Source organism: Microcoleus sp. T3_A4 (assembly GCF_036700465.1).
Lineage (GTDB): Bacteria > Cyanobacteriota > Cyanobacteriia > Cyanobacteriales > Microcoleaceae > Microcoleus.
This window is the reverse complement of record NZ_JAUBOY010000021.1, coordinates 91,987-113,222: the sequence shown is the minus strand read 5'-3', so window position 1 is coordinate 113,222 and position 21,236 is coordinate 91,987. Positions and strand designations below refer to the sequence as shown.

Sequence of the window (21,236 nt, the reverse complement as noted above, 5' to 3'; positions counted from 1 at the left end):
CGCAGTGCCGTGTCCTTAGATCGACTGGCGATCGGATTTGATATGATTTGGAGATGTAGGAGCAGATAAACACAGATTAATGCAGATGAATTATATTAATCACGGATGGTGCAAGCGAAATTAATATTACTCGATGTGATGAAGCAATAGCTCAATTGTCTCCACTAACGTTTCAGGATCGACAGGCTTGGGAAGATGCCTTTGAAATCCGGCTGCTAGTGCTTGCTGTTGATTTGTCTCACCTGCATACGCTGTCAGGGCGATCGCGGGAATCTCTCCTCCCTCCTGTGTGGATAGTTGTCTGACTTGACTAATCAACATATAGCCATCAATTTGTGGCATCCCAATATCAGCAATCAAAACATCTGGCTTCAATTCATTGAGCTTTTGTAGCGCATCTTTTGCTGAAGATACAGAGATCACTGTGGCTCCCGCTTGCTCCAAAATACATTGAACTAACTCTAAATTGTCTACTTCGTCATCGACGGCCAGGATACATAATCTAGCCAAGGGTGAAGTGTGAGCTTTGAGTGATAGATTATCGTTGTGGTCACTGTTTACGTCATTGCTTCTGGCTAATAAGGGAAGTGTGACAGTAAATGTTGCTCCCTGTCCTTCTCCAAAACTTTCGGCTTTGACAATTCCACCATGTAGCTCAACGACGTGACGCACGATCGCTAATCCCAGCCCTAACCCACCAAAGGTTCTCGTAATACTGCTATCAGCTTGTCGAAATGTGTCAAAGACATAGGGAATAAATTCTGGCTTAATCCCTTTTCCTGTATCCCTGACTTGAATTTGAGCATAGGAATCAATCGTTTTTAGCTCAACTTCAACTCTACCTCCAGTTGGGGTGAACTTAATGGCATTCGTGAGCAAATTCCAGACAACCTGTTGCAATCGGGTAGCATCTCCTAACACATCGCCGACATTGGGTTCTAGCTGAGTTTGAATTTGAAGGTTTTTCGCTTCGGCGGCTAAACTAACTGTTTCGATCGCGGCTTTAAGAGTTGTTTTCAAATTAATAGGAGAAGAGTTCAAACTCAGCTTCCCTTGCAGAATCCGAGAAATATCCAGCAAATCCTCAATCAGTTGAACTTGCAACTGGGTATTGCGTTCAATGGTTTCGAGAGCTACCGCCGTCTTGCCAGAATCCAGGGTTCCCCTTCGCAGCAGTCGAGTCCAACCCAAAATTGGATTCAACGGAGTTCGCAATTCGTGCGACAAGACAGCTAAGAACTCATCTTTAATTCGGTTAGCTGCTTCTGCTTGTGTCCGTGCTTGCGATTCTGACTCGTAGAGCCGTGCTCGGTCGATCGACTGCGCCGACTGCTGTGCCAATGCCAAAACGAAAGCCCGATCGCTCTCGGAGAGCTGGGGAACGGTCGAAAAACCGAGCGAGAGCCCACCAACGGCTTGTCCTTCAATCAACAATGGCACGGAAATCCAGGCTTCTGAACCAGCCTTGGCATAAGCTTCAGCTAAATGAGGATAACGGGCAATTCGGTTTTCAATAGTTTCTACCCAAACAGGTTGCCCACTTCGCACAGCTTCTGCCAGAGGATAGGGTGCATGAATTGAAAAACTGCGCTGAAATTCTCCTATATGCTCATACCCGATCGCTTGAATAATCTCCAGTTCGCTCGCATCCTGGTTTAATACGGCAACCAAACCAGAACTTGCTCCGAGTGCGGACATTCCCTGTTCAATAATCACCTGAGCCACTTGAGCCGAGGTTAGCGATTCAGACAAAGCTGTCATCACCGCCAGCAGTCGAGCCGTCCGGTTAGCAGCGAGTTCGGCGGCTAATTTCGCTTGTTGTGTTTCATTATAGAGACGAGCATTATCAATGGCGATCGCTGCTCGCTGAGCCAAATCTTCAGCCAAAGGAATGTCTTCCAGGCGATAGCGGCGATCGGATTCCGTAAACACAAAGGTAATGCTACCCAACACGCGCCCGCGTGCCTGTAGCGGTGCAATGATGCAGGACTTTAACCCAACTCCACGTAAGATTTCCAGGTATTCAGCATTCGGCACTGTGGCAACTAACTGTTCATCTGTAATCTCAATCCCAATTTCAATCTGTCCTGTTTGCATGACTTTAGCAATGCCATACGCATCATCGAGATGTCTGGGAAAGCGTTGAGCCAACTCCCAGCCAAACTTCACTTTTTCGGGATCTGAATGAGCAACTGCAACCCGACCAATTGTGCGATCGTCATTCAGCAGATCGACACTACACCAATCTGCAAAATAAGGAACTGCCAGCTTTGCAACGCTTTGGAGAGTTTGTTCATACTCTAGCGAAGAGGAAAGGACAGCACTCACTTGGGCTAAAAATGCTGATTGTTGTTGAGAAACCTCTGCTAAAGCACGGGCTGCCTGTTCTTGAACAAGCTGTACTCGTTCGTCTTCGGTTTGCTTGCGTTCAGTAATGTCGCTGAAAGCAGCAATGATATTGATAATTTGTCCCTCTGCGTCAAACAAAGGGGAAGCATTGATCGAGAGAATCCTGCGAGTTCCATCGGCATGGCTAATCGCATGTTCAATACCATAAACAGGCTTGCCTGTTTGCATAACCCTCGCAAACGGCAGTTCATCTTCTGGGAAAGGATGACCCTCCACTGTTGTAATGAACCAGGATGGATCTTTATAGCCTCGCTCCACAATGTCGCTGCGAGTCAATCTTAAAATCCTCTCTGCTGCCCTATTTGCGGCAATAATCTTTCCGGTAGAATCTAAAATAGTGATGCCATCAGGAATAGTTTGGAAGATGCTGGATAATTGCGCTTCACCCTCACGCAGAGCAGTTTCTGCCTGCTTGCGTTGTGTAATGTCGTGCATCACAACAACTGCACCCTGTTTTTCGCCGTTTGGAGCTATAATCGCCTGTCCAGTTACTAACAGCATTCGCGCCGTTCCCTGCTGCGGAATAATCATCATTTCCACATCACGAACGTTCTGTCCTTGCAATGCCTGGAACAGGGGAATATCCTCTGTATTCATGGGTGTTTTGCCGTCGGGCAAATACAAGTTATAATACTCTGCCCATTGAGCCGGTGGAACTGGCTGCTGAGGTAATCCATGAAAATCTTTAGCTGCTTGGTTAAATACCGTCAATATGCCATCGGCATCGCAAGCCACAATGCCAGCTTGAACGTTGTTTAGGATGGCCTTCAAAAACTCCTGTTCTTTCTGAAGATTGGCTTCCACCTGCTGCGAATTGGCGATTTCGGCTTTCAATTGTCGATCGAGTTGAGATGTTTCAGTAGTGTCTTGGAAGTAAATAAGTAACCCATCTTCACTCTTGATGAGGCGAATTCTCAACCATTTGTTGAGTGAGGGGTAATGTTCTTCAAACTCGATCGCCGTTGGCGTTGCGATCGCTCGATGACAATACTTATATAGCTCAGAGGTAAGATCGACCGAAAATATAGTCCATATATTTTTGCCGATCAGGAGTTGCCGCTTCCTGTTTAAAAGCTGCTCTGCTTTATGGTTGACATAGGTGCAGTGCCACTCTGAATTAATAGAAATAAAGGCCTCAGCCATGTGATCGACTATCACCGCAAATCGTCTTGCTTCGAGTGCTTGGCAGTCCGTACATAGCTCTTGAGGAAAATTTACAGTAAGCTCTTCTCGATCGTTCAAGGAGTGTGTACGTTCTACATTCATTGCGGTTAGTCCTGCCTATTTACCTATTATGCCAGCTATTGTTAGGGAATCAAGATATAACCCACATTCCGCAGATGTGGGTCGGATTTTTTTATCAGTTGTGAAAACTTGGAAGCGAAACGCTTTTGGGATGAAATTATGCAGTTTTAGCATTACAGAAGCTTGTCAAATTTACCTAAACTAAGTTAGTTAAAATAATTGATTTTTTCTCATATATTCATGTTGCTATTTTATCCTGGTCACTCATATTTTGAAGCAAAAAAACTTATGCCCAGAGCAAATTGTCTTGACTAATTAATGAAAATTATTCACAAATATCTACACCTCGATCTCAATCGTTATTCACTTGAAAATATTAAATAGTATTGACAGCAATACTCTCCTAAATGCCGCAAGATATCTTGACGCTCTTGGGTTAAATTACTGACTTGCTTCGCTCCATTTATCGTCACTAAATGTACCGCCTGAAACATCTGAAATATCCAGCGCATTGTCGGCTTATTGGTCAACTTCTTTACCTGATTTTTCACTCGTTCGTTGGTAGCTGATAATTGTTGTCTCAATTTCCTTTGCGCCAGGTTATATACTAACAAACACAGTCCCATTATCATTCCGATTGCTTCAACTCGCTCCGGCTTTTTCACGAATACGCTGGAAGTAAAAAATAACGGATCTTTGATAAATCTAAATCCTCTCTCATTACTTTGCTGCGCTTTATATTCCGATAATACCTGTGGATTAGTTACTGCTTCAGCATCTAAGATATTTGTGGCTAATATGAATCTCCCGGCTTTGACTTTTTCCGCTTCAATCGCTGAATTTCTGGGTTCTATTTCACCCGTAATTTGATAAACTTTTGTCTGTGTCCGAGCGAGTTTTTTCAGATTGGTTTTTGTTCCTTTAACTGTTTTTTCTTGGGATTTAATTTCTGTTATTTGGTGATATTTCCATAATTGTGACAACTTTTTTATGGCAGCTTCCGCATCGGAAATACAAGCAAATTTTTGCCTGGACAGCTTACGCAGTTTGGCTTTGGCTGATTCTAATTGTTTCTCTACTTGCTTTACTATTTTTTTGAGATCTGCTTGCTTTCTGATTTCACTTTCTATTACTAGCCATCTTTGCTTGATGCCAGCATACTCACTCGTTTGGGCTGCTATTTTATAGCCTTTTATTTGAGAGTCTTCCCAGTCACTATCTTCAATGTTGCAGATTTTATTTTGAGCTGATTTGATGCTTAATGGTACTCTTGTTATCCATTTCATTCCTGCCATTGCTGACAAATTTTCTGCTGTGTACAAGGCACTGTCTGCTACACAGATTCCGTCAAATGTCCACTGGTTTTTAAATTCTTTTAATCTCTCTACAAAGACACTTTTATCATCGGCATTTCCGTCATCTATTTTGAGATATAATGGTACGTCTCCATCTCCACTTACGATCGTATCAATGATAAATTGTTTGAGGTCCGGTCTTCGATCTCTTGAATAGCCATGAACGATTTTTATGGTTTTCATGGAAGATTCTGTATCTTCAGATTCTGCCTCAACTTCCTGGCTTTTTTCCTGACAGTTTTTGTATGCTCCTTCTACTGATATTGAACTGCTATCTAGGTGAACGCTTTTCATTGATACTTGAAATTTCATCGCTGCTTTCAGGGCAATTGCCGTGAATAATTTTGTGGTTCCAGCTTGATGATATTTGTCTAAAGCTCTCCCGATTCTGTCATCATTTAATTGTTCGGGTGTCACTCCTTCTCCAATTAGATGTTCTGTTGCTTTTCCCACAAAAAATGTGTCAAATAGGTAGGGTTTGCTGAATAATCGATCGCCACCCAAGAGCAGGAGCTCACGATATCTGAAAGCTCAGTTAAAGATAAGTTTTTTCTGGAGCGAGTCCCCCCAATTATAATTGGGGATTATCTTCAACCTAAAAACAGGTGTTCTGTTTCCAAATAGACAGAAAAACACACAAAAAACCCGGCGCCACCAGGTAGCAAGGTTCATTACCAAAAAAGTAATTGCAATAACTGTACCAGAGGTATTATCAAGTTTAGCCATAACTCTATTGAGACCGAATCTTCTTTTCCCTTGCCCAAACTTTCCCTCGATTGCATTTCTAATTCTTTCATCTTCTAAAGCTTGCTTCTTTTTTGCTTTACTCACATTTGCTGGGGGTCTTCCTAGAGGTGGCCCACTAATTCTAATGCCTCTTTCTTTACACCATGCTCGGTTTTCTCTTGTACGGTAAATGCGATCTGCATGAACTGATTCTGGATAATATCCTGTGAACCTATGATATGCTTCTACTTGGGCTTTTAAGTCTCCTGATTCGTTAAAATTATCCCAGCTCATCCTGTTTAAAAATATATATCCTTCAAAGCAACTGGCTGATAGTTTGGCTCCAAACTCTACGCTTTTTCCGGCTTTTCCTCTGACTATCGGACGGATGTGGGGTTGGCTTAAACTTACTATTCTATCCTCAATACTCTGTTTATTGTTGTCAAATAACCATTGCTGTTGGCGAGCTACTTCTGTGAGGACTAGCAAGGTTTTATATTGCTTTTTATTCAGACACCCTAGGCTCGCACCTGAATCGATTAACTGTTCAATATGAGCTAGGTTTCTTTGTGATGTATTGAAGTTGTTTTTTAATTGCCTGTCTTCTTTTGTTGCGAGTGGGTCGTCTTTGTTTCGCTACTGCTAAGTAGTCTTTTATTGCTAAATTACGGTAGGTTCTTGGTTTTTTATGGATTTTTTCTTTGATTTGTTTATACAGGATGTCTAGGATTTTTTCTGTATGAACTCTGGCTCTGTTTAATAGTCCTAAGTCGGTCGGATAACTAATATCGGCTGGGGCACAGGTTGCATCTATGATTAATTTTCCGCGATGGGCTGACTCATTTTTTTCGTCCGAATCCTTTTTTTTTTCGGGTGGGACTGGCGTGATTTCTCGCATTTTTTCTACCATGCGTTCGTTCACTTTATTAATTAGGTTGGGACTAATTCTTTGGCGAAAGTGTACTAATAAAGATGGGTCAAATGGTAGTTCATTGCTGTAGCTTGATTGACCGATGAAGTATTGGAGATAGGGGTTTTCCCGGATCTGTTCTACTGTTTCGCGATCACTGATTCCCAGTTTTTCTTTGATAATTAATGCCCCCAATGCCATCCGAAAGGATTTGGCAGGTGCACCATGCGCTGCGGGGAAGTTGGCCGCATATTCTGATTCAAATTCAGACCACGGGACTATTTGGGCCATTTTTACCCAACGGTTGAGGGCTGACAATTTAGACCCGTTGGCTAGTTCAAAGTCTAAGGGTTGGAGGGGAGCAAGCTCAGCTTTTCTGTACACGTTCGCAGGTGGTGATGCACGGCTTTTGACCTATTTTACCTGTTTTTCACGGCGATGACTCTCGATCGCACGCTCTCTTAACCCAGCCCACGTAATATGCGATCGATATATTCAGCAAGCCCTAGGTAGATTGGGGCGCTCAAAAATCCCAATCCGTTCAAAATCATTGCTTTCATTACTTGTCCTGGACTGAGGGTTTCTTTAATTTTTATTCCCACTTTTTTGTTGACTTCTTCTACCAATTCCATTTCATCTATGATCCCCGCTACTATTCCCAAATGGTCTAAATTTACGATATTTATAGCTTCAGAGGGCTTTTTCATAGTTTTGAAGGTTGCTATACTGGCACAAATTATTATACCTTAAAAAAACCTCAAATGATTGCATAGCAATCATTTGAGGTTTTGGCAATTCTGAATTTCTTTGAAATTAAATCTGCGTGAATATCTGCGGAATGTGGGATATAATATGCCCAAAACCTAAGTCATTCAGTATTTAAGCACAGGGGCGATCGCCACTCATGGGACAGCACCGCTAAAAATTCGTCTTGAATCCGGTTAGCGGCTTCTGCTTGTTACCGTGCAAGGCGATCGCGTTCTCACAGTGGTTCTCTTTCTTGTTCTGCTTGCTTGCGCTTTGTTCACGGATGGGGATGGTGCCGACGAGAATCGGGCTAGCGTTTCTTTAACACCTAACTCCTGCAAACTACGCAACTACTCAGCAACAGCCTCGACAAAACGTGGCAACTATACTAAATCTCTGGCCTAGACATATTCTGTCATTCCTAATTGAGAATGCCAAATCTATCAGTTTGGTTGTAGAAACAACAAAACCCGCTTTGTGGGCGGGTTTTAGGTATGGAAAGAAATGCACTCGAACCGCTGACCCCTACAATGGCATTGTAGTGCTCTAACCAACTGAGCTATGCGATCGCCTCAGCACTTATCCACCGTTAAAAATTTGCTTAGCGGTCAACTTTAACTCTGGAAACACCGCTGATTCAATTCTTTCATCTCCCCGAAACAGCTTAATTTGATACTCACCATCTACTAACTGATAAACCGATAAAGTCGGCTGTTTGGGATAACCAATATAACGGCTACCCCCTAAGCCCAAATAATCTACAATCCAATATTCAGGAATGCTTAATGCTTCATAATCAATCATTTTATGTGCATAATCATCACGCCAATTTGTGCTGACTACTTCAATAACTAATTGAACCGAATTTCCCTGAGTAATAACTGATTCTCTTTCCCATCAAGACTCATTGGCTTCAACGGCTTGTTTATCTAATACAATCACATCGAGATCGTAGCCAGAGTTATCGTTAAATTTAATTGTACATTTCTTGGGAATAAAGGAAGTTGTAATCGCCTGATTTCTAAACCCAATTCTATCGATTGAAAACCCGCGCTGGATGAATGCTTACCAGTTGGATTTGGCATTTAAACCATAAATCCGTTATGTAATTCATAACGTCCGTTTTCTGGTTTTCCTTCCAGAAATTCATCAAAACTCCTGAACTTAGATATCGCTTCAGTCATGGTAAAGTCTCCCATCCTCTAATATCATTTGATTGTGATTCAGTAGGGTGCGTCAGATTTTTAAATTCATGATCTAACTAATAGGTTAATTGTCGAGCGAAAGACAAAACTCTCGGTAGGAGGGCAAACCTAAAACCCTTGATTTATAAATGAATGAAATTTATGGACACAACTGGACTCGAACCAGTGACCCCTACGATGTCAACGTAGTGCTCTAACCAACTGAGCTATGCGTCCTCACGAATTCCTAATGTAGCAGAACATTCGATCGCCTGTCAAGCATAAATATAAGATTTTTTAGACGGACACTCTTGACATCGCCCCTAATGCCCAATCCCCCGCCAAATCTTCACAGTTCGATCGCCCGCACCACTAGCCAAACTTCCCCCATCAGCACTAAACGCCACCGACAAAACCTCCCCCCCGTGGCCCGTCAGAATTTCCAACAAACCCCCCGTACCCGCATCCCACAAATAAATCGTGCCATCCCGACTCCCAGTCGCCAAAACCCGACCATCGGGACTCAACGCCAGACACAAAACATCCCCAGAATTGTCCCTCATACTTCGCAACAGCGTCCCTCGCCCCTGTGCATCCACGCGCCACAGCTTCGCCGTACCGTCCCGACTCCCCGTCGCCAAAATCAATCCTTCTCCTACTCCCCCCCTTACCAAGGGGGGGCTCGCAAAAACGATCGCCCGCACCCAATCCCCGTGCTCCGCCAGAGTACAAATCGATCGACCATTTTGCCAATCCCACAACTGCACAGTCTTGTCCCGGCTGCCGCTAGCCAAAAACTCCCCGCCAGAACTAAAAGCCACCGCCTCCACCCCGCCAGCGTGACCAGTCAAAGCCGACATCCGCCTTCCCTTATTCAAATTCCACAACTGCACAGTTTTGTCCCGACTACCGCTAGCCAAAACCTGACCATCCCGACTAAACGCCACAGCATAAACCCTGTCAGAATGACCCGTGAGAGTGTACCACCACTTACCCTTATTCAAATCCCAAATTTGAATTGTTTTATCACGGCCGCCACTAGCCAAAGTAGCGCCATCAGGACTAAACGCCACACAAGTCACCCAGTCAGAATGACCCGTGAGAGTGTACCACCGCTTACCCGCATCCAACTTCCACATCTCAATGGTCTTGTCCTCACTGCCGCTAGCTAAAGTCGCGCCATCAGGACTGAAAGCTACCGACGTGACAGCATTAGAATGCCCTACCAGAGTATGAACACACCTCCAAGTAGGGCCGCGTGCGGGTACAACCCGCTGCATCGGCGGCACAGGTAAAATGGTGCCTGCAACCGTTGGCGGCACTGTATTCTGCACCACAGGCGTTCTCTGCGGCATGGGAATTTTAGGCGCTGCTAGGGGCGGGGGCATCGTGCCCGCCCCCGCCGACTGCTGTGGCTGCAAATCTTTCAATACCTCAGCTACAGATTTGTAGCGCCGACTGAGACTCGATTCGATCATTTTGTCGAGGATGCGACTTAATTTCGGATCAATTGGAACCTTCAAAAAGTCTCGCCAAACCCAAGCATCTTGATTGATATCGAACAAATCAAAAGGAGATATTTGAGTCAGCAAATAAATGCAAGTTACCCCCAAACTGTACAAATCACTGGCATAAACCGCTTGACCTCTAATTTGTTCCGGTGCCACGAATTCGGGAGAACCGATGACTGTACCGGTTTGTCTCAAACCCTCCACAACTTTTGCAGCGCCAAAATCAACTAAAACTAATTCCCCGGTTAATGTGGGGTAAGTATAAATGATGGGAGTTTGAGAAATGCGACGGCGGATAATATTGGGAGGTTTAATATCTCGGTGAATTACACTGCGATCGTGCACGAACTGCAATACTGGCAATAAATCCTTCAGCAGACTGAGAATTTTACTTTCGCTGAAAGGCCCAGTCCGCGCCAACTCTTCCTGTAAATTCTGACCTTCTATAAATTCCTGTACCAAATACTGATAGCGTTCCTGCTGAAAGTGCGCCAGCAGTTCGGGAATTTGCGGGTGTTTCCCCAACTCGTCCAGCCGCACCGCTTCTCGGTTGAATAATTCTGCTGCTTTTTCGCTGCTGCTGGTACCTTGGGATAGCGGGAAAAACTGTTTAATTGCACAGCGCGGTTTTGAGGGTTTGTCTTGGTCTATTGCTAAAAAAGTGCGGCCGAAACCGCCGCGCCCAAGGGGTTTGATGGCGCGGTAACGCTCTCTGAGCAACAGTTTGGAGCCGCAATTCAGGCAGAATTGGGTACGATCGGCATTTTGCGGGTTTTGACAGGCGGGGTTTAGGCAATAACTCATAACTGAACCGAGAAGGAATCAGCAGCACATTTCTATGATACTGAGGCCGGGGGGCGATCGACTCTCGCGTTACAATTAAAAACCACAGGACTTTAGTCCTCAGAATTTAAGATGTGGCTTTTACTTTCAGAGCATACTCTTTAAACCTTTCCAAATCAGCCTGAATTGTCGATTCAACCACGCGGCCCAGAAATAGGTTATCCATCAATTTTCCCAGCCAGCCGGGAATTCCGTAAGCCACTGTCAGCTTGACGATACTGCTGTCTTTGCGATCGTAAAATCTTACCGCACCTCGATTTGGCAAACCGTCTACCGATTCCCACTGAATTATCTGATTCGGCACTAATTTGAGAATCCGAGAAAGCCAGCTAAATTCTAACCCGCCAGTTGCGAGTTTCCAGCGAGACAATTCTGGATCTTCTTCGAGAACATGAACAGATTCTATCCACTTCATCCAGCGCGGCATTTGCTCTAAATCTGACCAGAGTTGCCACGCTAATTCGATGGGAATTGCTACTTCTACTTGAACACTGTGTTCTAACCAATCAGTCATGGGATTTTAGATTTTAGATTGAAGAATTGTTTGTTTCTTGTTACCAGGCTATGCCTGGTAACGCAGATCCAGAGGCTCCGCCTCGCTTTTCCTCTCGAATACTGGAGGCATAGCCTCCTGATCGGCATTCCCAGGCCGAGCCTGGGAACGAGAGAAAACGAGAGAGGACCAATGACTAATGACTGTAAGCTTCGAGAATTGCCTTAGCGGCTTGATGGCCTGAAAGTGTCGCTCCTTCCATGCTATCAATGTAGTCTTGCTGAGTGTAACTTCCTGCTAGAAAGAAATTGGCGATCGGAGTTTTTTGAGCAGGGCGGAAAACATCCATTCCTGGTGCTTCGCGATACAAAGATTGAGCGAGCTTAACTACACTGTACCAAGTCATGTTTAATTCCCGCGCAGACGGGAATAAATCCTGAACTTGCTTAAGTACGTGTTGGGCGATCGCCTCATTGCTTTGTTTAATAAACGGATCTCCCGGTGTCAGCACCAATTGCAACAGCGAACCTTTTCCTTCTTGATAATAATCCTTGGGACTTGTCAGCGCCAAATCTGCAAAACAAGAAAAATCTGCATCTGCTGAATATAGCAAATTATCGATCCCTACAGCGTGGCTCAACTGTTTGCGCTTGGCTTCGTCTTCGAGTTCCGTTACCCAACCGTCGAACCGCAATTGTACTGTAGCCACCGGCACAGCATCTAATTTATAAATGTTGTCAAATTCCGACCATTTGCGCCAAGCTGGGGGCAATATTTTCTGAATTCCGGGCACGTCACAGGCGAAAACGTAAGCGTCTGCGGTAATATTTTCTTCGGTTTCGCCGTTAGCTACTACCAAGCCTGTTACGCGGGTTTCTTCGCCTTCTTCAAACTGAATTTCTCTTACTCTGCGCCGCGTGTAAATTTTTGCTCCTTTCTTTTCCAAATATTCCACAATTGGTTTGTGCAAATATTCGTTGGGAGAACCAGCTAGCATCCGCATGACAGAGGCTTCGGTTTTTGATGCAAAGAATTGAAATATTGTCAACATACACCGGGCTGAAATATTTTCAGTGTCGATAAAACCCAGTGCGTAGGCGATCGGATTCCACATTCTTTTGAGCGAGTTTTGGTTGCCACCTTGACTGCGGAACCAGTCAGCGAAGCTAATTTTATCCAAATCGCGGATAGTTTTCATTGCTCCTTCAAAGTCTATCAAACCCCGGACGATCGGGCTAGTTCCCAGGGCGATCGCATTTTGAATTTTGTCTTGTACGGATAGCTGAGATGTCGTGAAAAATGCCTTCAATCCGTGCAAAGGAGCACCCACCGGAAAGCGAAAATCTAAAGAACCGGTTTCGCCGCCTCGATTGATAAAAGTGTGGACGTGTTCTTTGAGGAGCAAATCGTCAAAAGCTCCCACTTTTTTCATCAGAGCAAATAAGTTATAATAGCAGCCGAAGAAGACGTGCAAACCCATTTCAACGTGATTGCCGTCGGGATCTACCCAACTTCCGACTTTGCCGCCGACAAAGGGGCGGGATTCAAAAATTTCTACTTCGTGGCCGGCCTCCACTAAATCGACTGCTGTGGTCATTCCAGCCAGTCCCGCACCTGCGATCGCAACCCGCATTTTACCTATCCTTTACAGTATTTTTACAAATTGTAACAAAATTTAGAATATCAGAAATATTATTAAAGTTCGTAAATGCCGATCGACACTTGTATAGCCCTCTGAATTCTTGCTAGGACATCGGCACTAAGTTGACCATAAGGGCCTTGTTCCAGATAAGTCTTTTGGACAGCTAGAATTTGGTCGCAGACAGCCAGCGAGTCAGATTCTAACCCTCCTTCACCAGCAGAAATCAAAACCCTAGTCGGAGTTTCGCCCCCTCTCAAATTGCTAGTAAAAGGGACAATCAGTACAGTAGGGCTCAATTCATTCCGGCTATCTATGGAAACGACAGCAACAGGACGCTTTTTGCTATCTCCGATCGTTCGCAAAGCTCTAACAAGATAAACTTCGCCTTGTCGCGGATAAGTTTCTGTCATTGTCTCAAAGACCTTCCTCTATTAAAATTTCTTCCATTTGTTCCTGAGCAAATGTTGCCCATTCTTCCTCAAACTCAATATTTTCTTGGCTGCGGTTTTGATAAAACTTCCGCAACTTATCTTCTATTTGCTTAGCGTACCAGAGACGGAGAGCCTGCTCGATCGCCTCCGTCCAATTATCAGTAAATTGGTCTATTTTATCAGCTAATTCAGCATCAAGGGCGACTAACACTTCTCGCTTTTGAGTAGAATTTGACATAATCATTCTCCTTAATAATTTAAAAACGAGGGTGCGCTGTGGCGCACCTTACAAATTACTTTTACCTCTTTCTTCTCACCACAGTCAACAGTCAACAGTCAACAGTCAACAGTCAACTAACTTCAAAACATCGGCATCAACTGAAGTGGCCCAATTCCCAAGTCTTTAGCAGAAACCCAGCGCACCTCAAGCAAAGCGATCATATCCTTAAACTGAGGCTGACCGCGAGAAGCACCCATCAACCCTTTAGCAATAATCAAACCGCACCAACCGTTGGTTAATTTACAGCGGCGATCCCACTTCTTGCGAGCTTCCTTATGCACCGGATCGTCTTCATTAAATTCTCCAAACAAATACAGCTCCCCATTTTTTGTTTGCAAAATACCCAAGTCGTATTGCTCATCCTGAAAAGGATTTTCGCCCGGATTAAAACCAATCCCCTTCACGCCTCCAGCTTCTTTCAAATCCTGAATCATAGTTTTTGCCTTCGGATGAGAAGTTTGGATCATCACCACCGGCAAACCATCTCCGGCGGTATTAATATCAATTTCTGCACCTTGGTGAAACTGGACACTTTGGCGCAGGAACTCTACCGTTTCCCAAGGTACGGCGCCGAGACTCAAAAATGAATTTTGCGGTACTAAATCGTCCCGTAGCAGTGGCTTGTCAAATTCATCATCGTCATCATCGTCATCATCGTCATCATCGTCATCACCGAGCATCTGTAATAATTCGTCTGACACTTCGGGCATTGTGGAAACTTTAACTGATACCTGTTGAATTTCTCCGTCAGCCTGCGGCACTGGGATGCGGTAGCGGCTGCTAAGACTGGGAAAAGTGTCTGAGCCCAATTTCCGGCGACCGTTGCGGAAAAAGCGGTGAAATGCTTCGAGAGCAACTAACATCGTGAGGGCTTCTTCTTCGTAAAGAATCGATCGCAATCCTTCTAAAGGATGTAGGTTGCCGAAATTTGGTTCAATTTCCGATGGAGGCAAATCGGCTAAATCAATTTCGTCGTCGTCGTCGTCCTCATCAATATCTGCTGCACTTTCAAAGGTCAGAAACAAACAGTCTTGCCCTAAAAAAGCCTGTTCTAAATCTTCAAAAGATTCATCATTGACGACTCGTTCTCGAAACCGCTTCAAGGATTCTAGAGAACGGTACAGTAAAACTCCGTAATCCATTCTGCCTTGCCCCAATACGGACACGTAGAGGCTGGCGACATCCCACTGATTGATTTCAATAGATATTATTTGGTGTTCGCTCAAAGTCCGCCACGGAGCATCTTGCCAAATTTGAGCAGCTTTTTCCATTAAAACTTCAGCATACTGAGGAGGCAACTCAGGAGGTCTGTTGATCGCGACCTCTTCCATGCCGCGAAATATTTCATCAATTAGGGGCAATTCCGGCACGTAGTCAATGGAAATGCCTAAATCTTGAAGTACGCCCCGCAGATAAAATTGAATTTCTCGGTTTTTGACTACTATTTTTTGGGGCCGGACTGCGGGAGCCGGACTTTGGGGATGTTCCATTGCCCGTAGCAGTGCCCGGACGATCGCCTCTGGGCCGGCATCTGGGCCTACCATGTCCATAGCCCTCACGACTCCCTCGGAGCCATCGACCCAGAGAATGCACTCGCCACCACCTTCTAGAATGTCATCGTCATCTAGCATCATGTGCGAGTCAGCATTAGATAAGGGTCGGCGATCGCCCTCCCACACGCTGGGAATTTGAGGTAAGTTTTGTAGCCGACGAAGAGTAGTGCGATTCAGCGCTGCCATAGAGTAAGCCCGTTGGGTGAAGCATTGTTGCGGTGCCGGTAGCCGGTCAACCGCTGCTTATCAATCATAAACCCTATAGGGGGAGAGGGCATCGAGCTTGGGAACGAGGCCCCGCAAGAATTAAAAATTAGAAGCTAAAAATTCTGCCTTCAGCATCTAACCGAATGCCTTCTGGCGAATGCCTGTACAATGGAGCAATAAGATTAAACTCTTTGCATTAGACAGTCTCAGGAGTTCGGCAAATTATGACTCAAGCCATTTCTGAAAAGCGCGGCATTCAAATGACGGACTCTGCTGTCCGTCAAGTTTTAGCCCTGAGAGAAAAACAAGGTAAAGACCTCTGCTTGCGGGTAGGGGTGCGCCAGGGCGGATGCTCTGGAATGTCCTACGTGATGGATTTCGCAGATCCAAGCACCGTGAAATCCGACGATGAAGTGTTCGACTACGACGGTTTTCAGGTAGTTTGCGATCGCAAGAGCATTCTTTATCTCTACGGTTTAGTTCTCGACTTCAGCGATGCTATGATCGGGGGCGGCTTTCAGTTTACTAACCCCAACGCAACTCAAACTTGCGGTTGTGGCAGTTCTTTTTCTACATAAATCGGAAAAGAGGGCATGGGGCAGAAAGTTGTTAACTGCCCCATGCCCTTTTCCGTGCAACATCCCAAATCTAAAATCTGAAATCGAATGACCCCTGAAGAATTGTTTAAAGACGGTTTCGATCGCTACCAAGCTGGCGAAGCCCCGGCTAATCTGATCCCCGTGTTTAAAGAAGTGTGCGAAAAAGCTCCCAAAAATGGCAATGCCTGGGCTAGCCTCGCGTGGCTCTACCTGTTGGAAAATAAACCTGCACCGGCTCAAAAGGCAGCGAAAACAGCCGTTAAATTGAACCCTCATGACCCCCAAGCTCGCATCAACCTAGCAGTAGCGATCCTCGATCTCAAAGACAAAGGAGTGCGCCCCCACGTCGAAGTGGCTCAGCAACTTCTCATGGCTTCGGAAGAGTTGCTCGACGAAGTTAAAAAAAATTTTGAAGAAGGATTAAAGAGAAAACCCGACTGGAAGAGTCTCGCCCGCGTTAAACAGTGGCTTCTGGAGCCGTAACCACGCAAACAAGTCGATTTTTGGGCGGGGATCGACGAAATCGGTTTTGCGGTTTATTACGATATCGTAATAAATCAATAAATAACTTTATGGAAAACTCAGGAAGTCAGTGCTAGTATTTGAAAACTTAGACGATTGCCAAATCCGCTCAGCGGTTTTCAGATTTTATTAGGATAATACTAGGAGTTGTAAAAACATGAGCACTGACAGCCACGTTAACATCAAACCAGCAACCCGCAACCACAAAGGTTTCTTTATTCAGCCAGCTTCTTACAAGTTGATGAGCATCGATAAATCCGGCTGGGCCTTGATTTGCATGGACAAAGCAGTTTGTCACTACGTAGATCCGGATGATTTGCAATTGCCGAATAAATCAGGAATGTCTGAAGGTTAATTCTGAAGTTGTGAGAGACTTTAAGATGCTTTATTTGAGTAGCTGCCCTCCATTGAGGGCAGCATCTTTTTTTTGTCAGAAAAAACTCCGGCCACGAAGTCGTGTACGGGATTTATATCAATTCCGGTTGCACTCCTCCGGAATTGTTGACTGTTGACTGTTGACTGTTGACTGTTGACGGGCAGGTCGAAAAACTGAATGGTTGAGTGTTAACTGTTGACTCGATGTGATTATTCCGATGCAACCGGAAAGGATATTAAGGGATAGAAGAATAGGAGGAAAAATTACCGGTTAGATTTCAAGGCAAAAAGCATCTCCAACTCAGCAGTTGTTGGTTGTGTAGAAGCTGTGGCTACGCTAACTCCTCGGAGAGAATTCAGCAATTCAGCGACGGGCGGTGAAACTAAATTTGGCTGTACTGCAAGCAAATATTGGTTAGCCCAAGACATGGTTTTTTCCATATCTATGTAAAAGTAACCTTGGTTTGCCCGCGGTAAAGAAGTAGCGATCGCCTGAAAACTCGGACTGCTGCTTAACGGCTGGGGTGGCGTCGAAGTAATCACATCAACTAAAGGCCCGCCGAAAGCTACAAATACAGAATTTTCATTCAGCCAACCGTGCCCGAATAAAGTTCCTTGCTGGGGTATTTGCCACTCCGTAACTTCTTTGCCTTGAACTTGTCTAGGGGCGACACTGACTGTAGGATTGCTTTTGGCGATCGCATCGAGTTTTTTCAGAGTTGCTTCGGCAGCAGGGCGATCGCTAGTTTCAAAAATCATCGCCGCCCCCATCCCCAACTGAGACAAAATCCCTTGATTGGAACCGATCGCCCCGATCGCAAATTCCCCATTCATCCAACCAAAAACCTCTCGATCCGCATCCAAATCCAACCGCTTAAAACTATTCCTCACCTGCTGAACTCCCCTGTCAACTTCCGGGCTATCTTGTGCCTCAGCGGTTGCTTGCGACCAAATTTGATCGATTCCCTTGCCGCCGACTAAAGCAAGAGTTTCACCAGGAAATCTGGGCAATAATTTCGAGGCGAATTGTGGAGTTTGCTGCACGAATTTAGGGTCTAACTGAGCAATAGTTTTTACCCTCAATCCCGCACTATCCGCCCCAATTCCCGCAACCAAAGACTTGACCTGTTTGAACTGCGAAAACACTGTCCAAGGCAACTGGATATCTGCGGGCAAATTAGCTTTCAATTGCTCAATTGCCGCCGGATAGTCAGCAATATAAACAGTTGCGATCGGATTCTTAACACCAGCACTCTCTGCAAAAAACTTAGTTGTGCTCTGCTGCGTAGCGAGGGAGGGTTCTCCTTTAAAAGTATCGATCGCCAATTCCACAGGCTTTTTCAAAGGAGCCATCACTAATTGGTCGTTCAGCAAAGCCACACTGTAGCGCTTGCCAGTTGGCTCTGCAATCTCAAAAATTTTAACTCCTTTATACTCGGTTTCTTGAGTAGTTGCACCGGGCTGAGATTTTAATTTATTAGCAAAATTCCAAGCGCTAATTTTATTTTTTACGCTGACTACTACCAGCAGTTTTGGAGGCTCTGTATTCGTCGCAGCATCAGGGGGCAGCAAAGCGACCATCACCCCCCCTAACCAAGGCTTTAAGTCCCTGTCAAAGTCGATTTGAGTGCCTGCCAAGCTTTGTTCTTGAAAGCCCTTCAAACCCTGACCGATCAACTTTTGAGCTCCTGGCGTGCCAAATCGCTGCAACTGGGCCAACGCTTGGGGATTGGGGGAGATAAACGCGGCCATCATTGCTTCGTCGGGCACAACTTTGGCGCTGTCTTGAGGGTTGGATACTTGTTGGCTCAAACCCTGGAAGTAAAAGTAGACCGCAGCGCTACCTGCTGCGGCGATGGAGGCAGCAATTAGAAGCTTTGATTTTTTTGCAGGCATGGTTTGTTTTCCTCGCGTCCCATATCAGTTTAATCAAAATACAGAAAGCTTGTGGGGAGGCGATCGAGGCTGCTGTTTATTTTTGTATAATTCAAAACAAGTTTGGACGATCGTCTAAACTGCTAGAACTGTGCATTATTGGTAAAAGATGAAAGTAGCGATCGCGGGAGCAACGGGATTTGTAGGTAGCCGGCTGGTGGAGAAGCTGCAAGCTGCGGGACATCAAGTGGTGGTTTTGAGCAGGGATGCGGCGAAGGCTAGCCGAGTTTTTCCCGCTTCAGCTTATCCGAATTTGGAAGTTGTCGCCTACACTCCTGCGGAGTCTGGTGATTGGCAAAAGTCGATCCCGGGCTGCGATGGTGTTGTAAATTTAGCTGGGGTTCCGATTGCTGAGGAAAGGTGGACGGAGGCGCGCCAGCAAGAAATTCTCGACAGTCGCAAACTGACGACGGCAAAATTGGTGGAAGCGATCGTCAATGCTAATCCTAGACCATCTGTGTTTGTTAGCGCATCGGCGATCGGCTATTACGGAACCAGCGAAACCGCTGAATTTGACGAAACGAGCCTCGCGGGAAACGATTTTTTAGCAGCAGTTTGCAAAGACTGGGAAGCAGCAGCCCAACCTGCAAAAAATGCGGGAACGCGGCTAGCAATTTTGCGGCTGGGGATAGTTTTGGGAATGGGAGGCGCGTTGGCAAAAATGCTGCCACCTTTTAAACTATTTGCAGGCGGCCCGATTGGGACAGGAAAACAGTGGTTTTCTTGGGTTCATCGCGAGGATGTGGTTGATTTAATTTTGTACGCTTTGCAAAATCCGCAAGTTGAAGGCGTTTTGAATGCGACAGCACCTAATCCGGTGCGGATGAATGAATTGTGTCAAACTTTAGGGGAAGTTTTGCAGCGGCCTTCTTGGTTGCCGGTGCCTGGTTTTGCTTTAGAAATGCTGTTGGGAGACGGGGCAAAACTTGTTTTGGAAGGGCAGAAAGTGTTGCCGAAACAAACTTTAGCTAGCGGTTTTCAATATCAATATCCGACGCTGAAATTAGCACTCGAAGAAATTTTATCGGGAAGTTAGAAGTCACATCCTCCTTGTCCAAGAAACCAGGTTTCTGCGATAATTCTGGCATCTTCACGCCCGATTTTGGTAAGAAACCCGGTTTCAGATGCCCACGCAGATAATCCAAGCGGGTTTCTGCGATAATTCTGGCATCCTAATCAAGATTAAGTTAAGAAACCCGGTTTCTGAGCCCTGCGCGATCGTGAGCTTTGAGCAAAGTCGCCGGATCGGGTCCAGCGGGGATAATGCAGCCGGGATTCAGCGGGAACAAATTGCCGTAATAATCGCGCTTCACAGCCTCCAAATCGCAAGTGCCCGCAACTCCCGGTAACTGGTACAAATCGCGCAGATAAGCTCCCAAATGCTCGTAATCTTGAATGCGGCGCACATTGCATTTAAACAAGCTGTAGTAAACGGCATCAAAACGGAATAGAGTAGTAAAAAGCCGCACGTCTGCTAAAGTCACCCGATGGCCACACAGGTAACGACTCCTCAAGAGCGATCGATCGATCTCGTCTAAAACAGCAAACAATTCACTGCAAGCCGAGTCATAAGCAGCTTGAGATTGCGCGAAACCGCAGCGATAAACGCCGTTATTCACCGATTGGTAGATCTTCTCATTCCACTCGTCAATTTGCGATCGCAAATCCAGAGGATAAAGATCCATTTGAGGATTGCTAGCAAACTCGTTAAACTCCGAGTTTAGCATCACAATAATTTCCGAACTCTCGTTATTGACGATCGCCTTTTTCGAGTCATCCCACAGCACCGGCACCGTACACCGCCCCTGATAGCCCGGTAAAGCCAACTGGTAAAGTTCGGGCATCGTGTTGCAGCCAAAAGTCTGCGACTCCATCACCCACATTCCCCCTTCAGAGGGATAGACAAGAGACACAGATATCGCATCTTCAAGCCCTTTGAGCGCCCTCGTCACCAGAGTGCGGTGCGCCCAAGGGCATCCCGTACCCACGAAGAGGCGATACCGTCCCGCAGCGGGCCCGTGAGGGTTGTCTGGTGCAGTGCTGACAAAGTTGCGGAAACTGCTGGTGGGGCGAATGTATGCTCCGGTGCGATCGGGCGGCGCTAGTTTGGACATCATTAATTGCCACATTGATGTCCAGACAAATTTGCCTAGCTTGACTGTTACGGATGAAGGAAGTGATTTGTTTTTCACAATGCGATTAAAAGAGGTTTGCTAAACATAATCTGCTTATTTTAACTCACAGCCGAAGGAAGAAGGAAGAAGGAAGA

At 45.5% G+C, this 21,236-nt stretch carries 14 protein-coding genes, 2 tRNA genes and 3 pseudogenes; 4 read left to right on the top strand and 15 right to left on the bottom strand.

Features of this window, described 5'->3' with window-relative positions:
- Positions 1-126 precede the first annotated feature (126 nt).
- From QUA07_RS13865 to QUA07_RS13805, 13 genes and pseudogenes are all read right to left on the bottom strand, one after another.
- Positions 127-3,675, bottom strand: a complete 3,549-nt coding sequence (locus tag QUA07_RS13865) for a PAS domain S-box protein (RefSeq protein ID WP_333326025.1) — start codon at positions 3,673-3,675, stop codon at positions 127-129.
- 338 nt (positions 3,676-4,013) lie between these two features.
- Positions 4,014-5,492, bottom strand: a pseudogene (locus tag QUA07_RS13860) (IS1634 family transposase); the annotation flags it as partial.
- 48 nt (positions 5,493-5,540) lie between these two features.
- Positions 5,541-7,029 (bottom strand): IS5 family transposase gene (locus QUA07_RS13855; RefSeq protein ID WP_333326022.1). Its coding sequence is split into 2 segments (ribosomal slippage): positions 5,541-6,305 and positions 6,307-7,029, totalling 1,488 coding nucleotides; the frame shifts between segments, so codons are not numbered across the junction.
- A gap of 122 nt (positions 7,030-7,151) precedes the next feature.
- A pseudogene (locus QUA07_RS13850) lies at positions 7,152-7,352 on the bottom strand (DUF4277 domain-containing protein); the annotation flags it as partial.
- Positions 7,353-7,887: 535 nt separating this feature from the next.
- A tRNA-Gly gene (locus QUA07_RS13845) sits at positions 7,888-7,955 on the bottom strand.
- Between the two features lie 16 nt (positions 7,956-7,971).
- A pseudogene (locus QUA07_RS13840) lies at positions 7,972-8,576 on the bottom strand (Uma2 family endonuclease).
- 163 nt (positions 8,577-8,739) lie between these two features.
- Positions 8,740-8,813, bottom strand: a tRNA-Val gene (locus tag QUA07_RS13835).
- A gap of 86 nt (positions 8,814-8,899) precedes the next feature.
- Positions 8,900-10,891: a serine/threonine-protein kinase gene (locus tag QUA07_RS13830; RefSeq protein WP_333326020.1), complete on the bottom strand. Its 1,992-nt coding sequence runs from the start codon at positions 10,889-10,891 to the stop codon at positions 8,900-8,902.
- A 106-nt stretch (positions 10,892-10,997) separates the two neighbouring features.
- Positions 10,998-11,444, bottom strand: a complete 447-nt coding sequence (locus tag QUA07_RS13825) for an SRPBCC family protein (RefSeq protein WP_015175311.1) — start codon at positions 11,442-11,444, stop codon at positions 10,998-11,000.
- 175 nt (positions 11,445-11,619) lie between these two features.
- Positions 11,620-13,056, bottom strand: coding sequence for a 9,9'-di-cis-zeta-carotene desaturase (gene zds / locus QUA07_RS13820; protein WP_333326018.1), 1,437 nt, complete (start codon positions 13,054-13,056; stop codon positions 11,620-11,622).
- A 62-nt stretch (positions 13,057-13,118) separates the two neighbouring features.
- Positions 13,119-13,475, bottom strand: coding sequence for a type II toxin-antitoxin system PemK/MazF family toxin (locus QUA07_RS13815; protein WP_333326016.1), 357 nt, complete (start codon positions 13,473-13,475; stop codon positions 13,119-13,121).
- 4 nt (positions 13,476-13,479) lie between these two features.
- Complete coding sequence (locus QUA07_RS13810) at positions 13,480-13,734, bottom strand: hypothetical protein (RefSeq protein WP_333326014.1); 255 nt, start codon at positions 13,732-13,734, stop codon at positions 13,480-13,482.
- Between the two features lie 122 nt (positions 13,735-13,856).
- Positions 13,857-15,515 (bottom strand): DUF6930 domain-containing protein, encoded by a 1,659-nt coding sequence (locus QUA07_RS13805; RefSeq protein ID WP_333326012.1) that lies wholly within the window; start codon positions 15,513-15,515, stop codon positions 13,857-13,859.
- Positions 15,516-15,760: 245 nt separating this feature from the next.
- Between QUA07_RS13805 and QUA07_RS13800 the strand changes: the two genes are divergently transcribed.
- From QUA07_RS13800 to QUA07_RS13790, 3 genes are all read left to right on the top strand, one after another.
- On the top strand, positions 15,761-16,114 hold the full coding sequence (locus QUA07_RS13800; protein WP_006632680.1) for a HesB/IscA family protein: 354 nt from the start codon (positions 15,761-15,763) through the stop codon (positions 16,112-16,114).
- Positions 16,115-16,201: 87 nt separating this feature from the next.
- Complete coding sequence (locus QUA07_RS13795; RefSeq protein WP_333041347.1) at positions 16,202-16,618, top strand: tetratricopeptide repeat protein; 417 nt, start codon at positions 16,202-16,204, stop codon at positions 16,616-16,618.
- Between the two features lie 196 nt (positions 16,619-16,814).
- Positions 16,815-17,012: a hypothetical protein gene (locus tag QUA07_RS13790; RefSeq protein WP_006632682.1), complete on the top strand. Its 198-nt coding sequence runs from the start codon at positions 16,815-16,817 to the stop codon at positions 17,010-17,012.
- Positions 17,013-17,296: 284 nt separating this feature from the next.
- On the opposite strand, the gene QUA07_RS13785 is transcribed toward QUA07_RS13790, so the two are convergent.
- Entirely contained in the window at positions 17,297-18,928 is a 1,632-nt protein-coding gene (locus tag QUA07_RS13785; RefSeq protein WP_333326009.1) for a DUF3352 domain-containing protein, read from the bottom strand.
- 148 nt (positions 18,929-19,076) lie between these two features.
- Here QUA07_RS13785 and thyD point away from each other — a divergent pair, with 148 nt between their 5' ends.
- On the top strand, positions 19,077-20,003 hold the full coding sequence (gene thyD, locus QUA07_RS13780; RefSeq protein ID WP_333326007.1) for a thylakoid membrane protein ThyD: 927 nt from the start codon (positions 19,077-19,079) through the stop codon (positions 20,001-20,003).
- A 151-nt stretch (positions 20,004-20,154) separates the two neighbouring features.
- Here thyD and QUA07_RS13775 read toward each other — a convergent pair whose 3' ends face one another.
- Positions 20,155-21,096 (bottom strand): glutathione S-transferase C-terminal domain-containing protein, encoded by a 942-nt coding sequence (locus QUA07_RS13775; protein WP_333326038.1) that lies wholly within the window; start codon positions 21,094-21,096, stop codon positions 20,155-20,157.
- Between the last annotated feature and the right edge of the window lie 140 nt (positions 21,097-21,236).